Source organism: Paenibacillus sp. 1-18, assembly GCF_000520755.1.
In the GTDB taxonomy this organism is placed as follows: domain Bacteria; phylum Bacillota; class Bacilli; order Paenibacillales; family Paenibacillaceae; genus Paenibacillus; species Paenibacillus brasilensis.
The window spans coordinates 1-7,486 of the sequence record NZ_ASSB01000291.1 but is presented as its reverse complement, the minus strand read 5'-3'; the positions used below and the strand labels follow the sequence as shown (position 1 = coordinate 7,486).

The 7,486-nt window shown below is 49.8% G+C and carries 1 protein-coding gene; it reads left to right on the top strand.

Going from position 1 to position 7,486, the window contains the following annotated elements:
- A partial coding sequence (locus L693_RS28280; protein ID WP_155983870.1) for a non-ribosomal peptide synthetase occupies positions 1-7,486 on the top strand: 7,486 nt, incomplete at both ends.

Sequence of the window (7,486 nt, the reverse complement as noted above, 5' to 3'; positions counted from 1 at the left end):
GCAAGCAGGCTATCGACTGGACATGAAAGACCTGTTTAGCAATCCGACGGTCGCGTCCCTGAGTCCTTTGCTTCGTACAGATGGCAAAATCGCCAGTCAGGAAGAGGTAGCAGGAAAGGTGGAGCTGACACCCATTCAACGCTGGTTCTTCGAGCAGCAGCCGGTTGACCTGCATCACAGCAACCAGGCGATGATGCTGTATCGAGCTGGGCGCTTTGATGTAGGTGCGCTGCGCCATACGATGGAACGCATTATCCAACATCATGACGCATTGCGTACTGTATTCCGCGAGACGGAGCATGGCTACACAGCTTGGAACCGCAGTGTGGAAGAAGGCGAGCTTTACACACTGGACATTGTAGATTTCAGAGGGGTTGAAGACGAAGCTGCCGCAGTGGAAGCCAAGGCGAGTGAAGTTCAAGCCAGCATTCATTTGGGCGAAGGTCCGCTTGTGAAGCTCGGTTTGTTCCAATGCGCTAAGGGTGATCATTTGTTAATCGTTATTCACCATCTGGTGGTGGACGGTGTATCGTGGCGAATTTTGCTGGAGGATGTGGCAGCGGGTTATGAACAGGCTGTCGCAGGAAAAACAGGCAAATCCATTCGATTGCCGCATAAAACAGATTCGTTCCAGACATGGGCCGAGCATCTGTCGGCCTATGCGAACAGTGCGACGATGGAGCGGGAGCTTGCTTACTGGCAGCATATCGAACAAGCAGAAGCAAGCCTGGCGAAGCCATTGCCAAAGGATTATGACAACGATCATGCCTTGCTTGGAGACAGTGAGGTTGTTACGGTCCGCTGGACGAAGCAGGAAACGGACTTGTTACTCAAGCAGGCTCACCGCGCGTATAACACGGAAATGAATGATCTGTTGCTGGCTGCACTCGGCAAAGCCGTATATGACTGGTCCGGTTCTGAACGCGTGCTGGTCAACCTGGAGGGCCATGGACGGGAGGCCATTTTACCGGATGTGGATATTACGCGCACGGTTGGCTGGTTTACGAGCCAGTTCCCGGTTGTACTGGATGGAAGTCTGGGACAAGGTGGAAATACCGCTCGTTTGATCAAACGGGTAAAGGAAGGGCTGCGTCATATTCCGCAAAAAGGCATTGGCTACGGTATTTTGCGATACCTGTCAAATGCAGATGCTTTCACGCAAGCAGGCGTGCAGCTCCAGGTGGAGCCAGAGATCAGCTTTAACTATCTGGGTCAGTTTGATCAAGACTATAAAGGCAACGATCTGGAGCCTTCATCCTATTCCATCGGTGTACCTGTCAGCACGAACGCCGCTATGGACTTTGCGCTGGATATCAATGGTGTGATCGAGGATGGCGAGCTGATCTTCACCATTCGTTACGGCACAACGCAATTCCGTCATGAAACGATTGCAAGGCTCGGAGAGCTGCTGGTATCCGGCTTGCGTGAGGTGATTAGCCATTGTGTCGCCCAGGAAAGAACGGTATTGACACCAAGCGATGTCCTGTTAAACAACGTAACGTTGGACGAGCTGGAGCAATTGGTGGAAGATACGCGAGATCTGGGTGAGCTGGAAAATGTGTACGCCTTAACGCCGATGCAAAAGGGCATGCTCTTCTACAGCTTAATGGACGAGGAGTCGGGCGCTTATTTTGAGCAGGCGACCTTTGAGTTGAACGGACGTTTTGATGTGGTCGCTTTCGGCAAAAGCTTTGATCTGCTCGTGCAACGTCATGAGGCGCTACGGACGAACTTTATCAGCTCATGGAAGGATGAGCCTGTACAGGTCGTCTTCCGCAACCGCAGCGGAGAATTGTACTATGAAGACTTGCGCGGACTAGAAAAAGAGGAACGTGAAGCTCGTGTTGAGGCTTTTATCCTTGCGGATAAAGCTAAAGGATTCCGTCTGGCTGAGGATGCGCTCATTCGTGTCTCCATTCTGCAAACCGGGGATGAAGCGTACCACTTTATTTGGAGCTTCCATCATATTTTGATGGATGGCTGGTGCCTGTCCTTTATGACACAGGAGGTATTTGGTACCTATCTGGCACTTCGTGCGGATCAGGAGCCTGTGCTTGAGCCTGTCACGCCGTTCAGTCGCTTTATTGAATGGCTGGAGCGTCAGGATCGTGAAGCGTCCCTGCAATACTGGAACGGGTATCTGGCAGACTATGAGCAGCAAATTACGCTTCCACAACAAAAAACACAGCCTAAATCCATTCAAACCGGGGAATATGTCGCTGGAGAACTGGAATGCGACTTCCAGCCGGAGTTGGTCGCACAGATCGAACGGGTAGCGAAGCAAAATCAGGTGACAATCAACACATTGATTCAGACGGTATGGGGCGTGCTGCTGCAAAAATATAACAACAGTCCGGATGTCGTATTCGGCAGTGTTGTATCCGGTCGTCCAGGCGATATTCCAGGTGTGGAGCGTATGATCGGTTTGTTCATTAATACGATTCCAGTGCGCGTTCAATCTGAAAAAGGTGAAGCCTTTGTCGAGCTGATGAAACGAACACAGCGGCAGGCGCTGGCTTCCAATGCCTATGACGCATTCCCGTTGTATGAAATTCAGGCGCTTACCGAGCAGAAGCAGGATTTAATCAACCATATTATGGTATTTGAGAACTATCCGGTGGAGCAGCAGGTAGAGCAGCTGGGAAGCGATGGACAGGATAAATTTACGATTTCGAACGTGGTGGCTACAGAGCAAACCAACTACGATCTGAACGTGGTCGTTATGCCGGGAGAAGGCATAAAGATTCGTTTTATGTATAACGCGTTGAGCTTTGATCAAAGAGGCATCGAGCGTCTGCATGGACATTTTGCCCGTCTGCTGGAGCAAATTTCACTCAATCCGAGTGTTCGCGTTGAAGAGCTGGAATTGGTCACGGCGGCGGAAAAACAACAGATTACGGGAGAGTACAATGACACGGCTTCTGCATATCCGCGCAATCAGACGCTTCAAAAGCTGTTTGAGGAGCAGGCTGAGCGTACACCGGATCATATTGCCGTAGCTTTGGGTCATCAATCCCTAACCTATCGGGAACTTAATGAGAAGGCTAACCGATTGGCGCATACGCTGCGAGATGCAGGAGTGAAGCCTGATGAACCTGTCGGTATTTTGACAGAGCGTTCGCTGGATATGATTACTGGAACCCTGGCTATTTTGAAGGCTGGAGGCGCGTATGTTCCGGTAGACCCTCAATATCCGGAAGACCGTATCCGCTATATGCTGGAAGACTCAGGAGCCAAGTTGCTGCTGGCACAGCAGGATTTGCTGGACCGTTGCTATTTTGACGGGCAGATTGTCAATTTGAATGATGACACGTCTTACAGTCCAAATGCTTCCAATCTGAGGATGGATGGAGCAGGCCACCATGCTGCTTATGTCATTTATACCTCGGGATCAACAGGCAAGCCTAAGGGCGTTGTTGTTGAGCATCAAAGTGTTGTGCGTCTGGTGCGGAATACGGATTATGTGCCGTTTGATGAATCAATCCGAATGCTGCAAACTTGCGCATTTGTATTTGATGTATCCACGTTTGAAATTTGGGGTGCTCTGCTGAACGGCGGTCAGCTTGTACTTGTGCATAAGGATGATCTTCTGGATGCCGCCAAGCTCAAGGAGACGATACGGGATCATCGCATTACGATGATGTGGCTGACTACACCGTTATTTAATCAGCTTTCGCAGCAGGACAGTAAACTGTTTGGTGATGTAAAGTATCTGCTGGTTGGTGGTGATGTGTTGTCTGCGCCCCATATTAACCGGGTCCTGCGTGATAATCCCGACATGAACATCATTAACGGCTATGGGCCAACGGAAAATACGACCTTTTCGACGACATATCACATTACGGAGGAACAGCTGGATTCTGTGCCAATCGGACGTCCAATCTGTAATTCGACAGCGTATGTCGTGGATTCAGCGTTTAATCTGCAGCCGGTGGGAGCTTGGGGCGAGCTGGTTGTCGGCGGCGACGGAGTTGCACGCGGCTATCTGAACCGTCCAGAGCTGACGGCTGAGAAATTTCTTGCCAACCCGTGGGTGGACGGAGATCGCCTGTACTGCACGGGAGACCTTGTTCGCTGGCGTGAAGATGGCACGTTGGAATACGCTGGACGGATTGACCAACAGGTCAAAATTCGCGGTTACCGGATTGAGCTGGGCGAAGTTGAGACGCAGTTGTTAAATATGGATTCCATTCGTGAAGCTGTTGTGCTGGCACGTGAGGATGAATTTGGACAAAAGGTACTGTGTGCGTATTACACCTCGGATCGGGAATGGAATACAGGAGAGCTGAGAAATCAGCTTGCCCAGGAAATCCCGGGCTATATGGTACCCTCTTATTTCATTCATCTGGAGCAGATTCCGCTGACAGTTAACGGCAAGGTGGACCGCAAAGCATTGCCTGCGCCGGAAGGCGGACTTCAGACGGGCATAGAGTATGTGGCACCACATACAGCAGCGGAACAGGCGTTGACAGCTATATGGCAAACAGTGCTGGGTACTGGACACATCAGTACGCTGGATAATTTCTTTGATCTGGGTGGCGACTCGATCAAGGCGATTCAATTCTCCTCCCGACTGCTTCAAGCCGGATACAAGATGGATATGAAGGACTTGTTCAAATATCCGAGCGTGAAGGAGCTTGCTCCGCATCTTCGTTTGGCGGACAAGAGAACGGCTGAGCAAGGCGAGGTTACGGGGAAAGTGGCGCTAACGCCGATTCAATACTGGTTTGCAGAACAGGAGCAAGTGGACGCGCATCACTTTAATCAGGCGGTCATGCTGCACCGGGAGAAGGGCTTTGACGAGTCCGCTCTGCGTCAGGCGCTCTTGAAGCTGACAGAGCATCATGATGCACTACGGATGGTGTTCAGCAAGACAGAGCAAGGCTATGAAGCATGGAACCGGGGAGTACAGGAAGGCGAGCTGTATCATCTGGACGTGCTGGACTTTAGAAATTTGACGGATGAAGCCTTGCTCAGCGCGGCGATTGAGGCGAAAGCCAGCGAAATTCAAAGCAGTATTCGTCTGCATGAAGGGCCGCTGTTTAAAGCTGGTTTGTTCCACTGTGCAAATGGAGATCATCTCCTGATGGCGATTCACCATTTGGTAGTAGACGGCGTATCATGGCGTATTTTGTTTGAGGATTTGGCTACAGCCTATGAACAGGCCCTCCATCAAAAAGAGCTTCAGTTGCCGGGCAAAACGGATTCATTCCGTTCCTGGTCACAAAGACTTTCCACGTATGCGAGTAGCGAGGCCATGGAAAGTGAACGCGTCTACTGGGAGCAATTGAACGCATCCGCTTTGGCTGATCAAGTAAGATTGCCTGAGGATCAGGCGCAGGATGGCAAATTTACCTTGGCTGACACCGATCTAGTTGTCGTCAAGCTTACGGAAGAAGAGACGGAAAGACTATTGAAGCAGGCGTACCGCGCATATAACACGGAAGTGAATGATCTGCTTCTGACTGCATTGGGCATGATGCTGTACACATGGACGGGTCATAAGCGAAGCCTGGTCAATTTAGAGGGGCACGGGCGTGAGGACATTTTGCAGGATACGGACATTTCTCGTACTGTAGGCTGGTTTACGAGTCAATATCCGGTATTGCTGGACATCGGTCGTGATCAGGCTTTGTCGGTACGCATCAAACAGGTCAAAGAGAGCCTGCGTCATATTCCGAATAAAGGAATTGGCTACGGTATTTGGAGACATTTGAGTGAGCACGGTCAAGCCGTTAGAGGTTACGCCGAGCCACAAGTGAGCTTTAACTATCTCGGACAGTTTGATCAGGATTTGCAAAAAAGCGATGTTCGTATGTCTGCTTACCCGATCGGATCGGTCGTTAGTGATAAGACTGAGATGAAATACGCTCTCGATGTGGGCGGAATTGTAACGAACGGCATCCTGGAACTGGACATTCGGTATAACGGCAAGGCTTTCCGTAAAGACACTATCCAAATGCTGGCTAATCTTTTAAAAGCCAACCTGCTTGAAATTATCGAGCATTGTGTCACACGGGAGCGGACCGAATTGACTCCAAGTGATGTACTGCTTAAAGGTCTGACACTGGAGCAATTAGATACGATTAAGGAGCAGACAAAGACGGTTGGGGAACTGGAAAATGTGTACCCGTTAACGCCAATGCAAAAGGGTATGCTGTTCCATAGTCTGATGAACGCAGAAACTGGAGTGTATTTTGAACAGGCGACCTTTGATCTTGAGGGCCATTTTGTGCCGGCCATATTCGAGGAAAGCCTGAAGCTGCTGGTTAGCCGACATGCTATATTCCGGACGAATTTCTACAGCGGCTGGCATGGTCAACCATTGCAGGTTGTCTATCGTCATAAAAATCCGAGCTTCCGTTATGAGGATGTCAGAGGGCGTGAGCACGCTATAGCTGAATTTGTGGCTCAGGATAAAGCCCGAAACTTTGATTTAGGCAAGGATGCGCTTATGCGTGTAGCAATCTTCCGTACAGGGGATAACTCATACCGTTTTGTATGGAGCTTCCATCATATCGTGATGGACGGCTGGTGCCTGTCACTGGTAACGGAAGAAGTTCTGAATGCATATTTGTCCTTGATGAAAAACAAACAGCCGGTATTAGCACCTGTCAAACCGTATAGTCACTATGTTGAATGGCTGGAACGCCAGGATGCGCAGGAAGCGACTCGCTACTGGAGTGACTATTTGGCGGGGTTTGAGCAGCGGACCTTGTTGCCTGGTGAGAACGCACAAGCTTCTGTAGTAGGACGGGTTGAGGATGCAGACGGAAACGGTGGGGGTTTAAATTCCGCCTATATTTCGGAAAAGCTGCCGTTTGTGTTAGGTAAAGAACGGATTGCGGCATTGAACCAAATTGCCAAGCAGCAACATGTAACGATTAACACATTGCTGCAAAGTGTTTGGGGCGTAATTTTACAGAAATACAATAATAATCATGATGTCGTCTTTGGTAGTGTAGTATCCGGACGTCCAGCAGAAATTCCAGGTGTGGAAAACATGATCGGCTTGTTCATCAATACGATTCCGGTTCGCATTTACAGTGAGCAGAATGCTACGTTTGCTGACATATTGCAACGCACACAGGAACAGGCTTTGGCCTCCGGTGCCTATGACACGTTCCCGTTGTATGACATTCAGGCGCTGACTGAACAAAAACAAGACCTGATTAATCACATTATGGTCTTTGAAAACTATCCGATTGGGCAACAGATAAGTCAGGCGGTCGGTTCCGGCGAGCCAGGCGCACAGACTGGCTTATCTATAGCAAACGTGGCAATCGCAGAGCATACTAACTACGATTTTAACCTGATTGTGGTGCCTGACGAGGATATCTCCATCCTGCTTGAATACAATGCTCTTGTATATAACCGGTCTGCTATGGAGCGTATCCATGGTCATATCGACCATGTCATCGGACAAATTGTGGACAATCCGCATATCCGTGTGAATGAACTGGAATTGGTGACACCAGAAGAACAA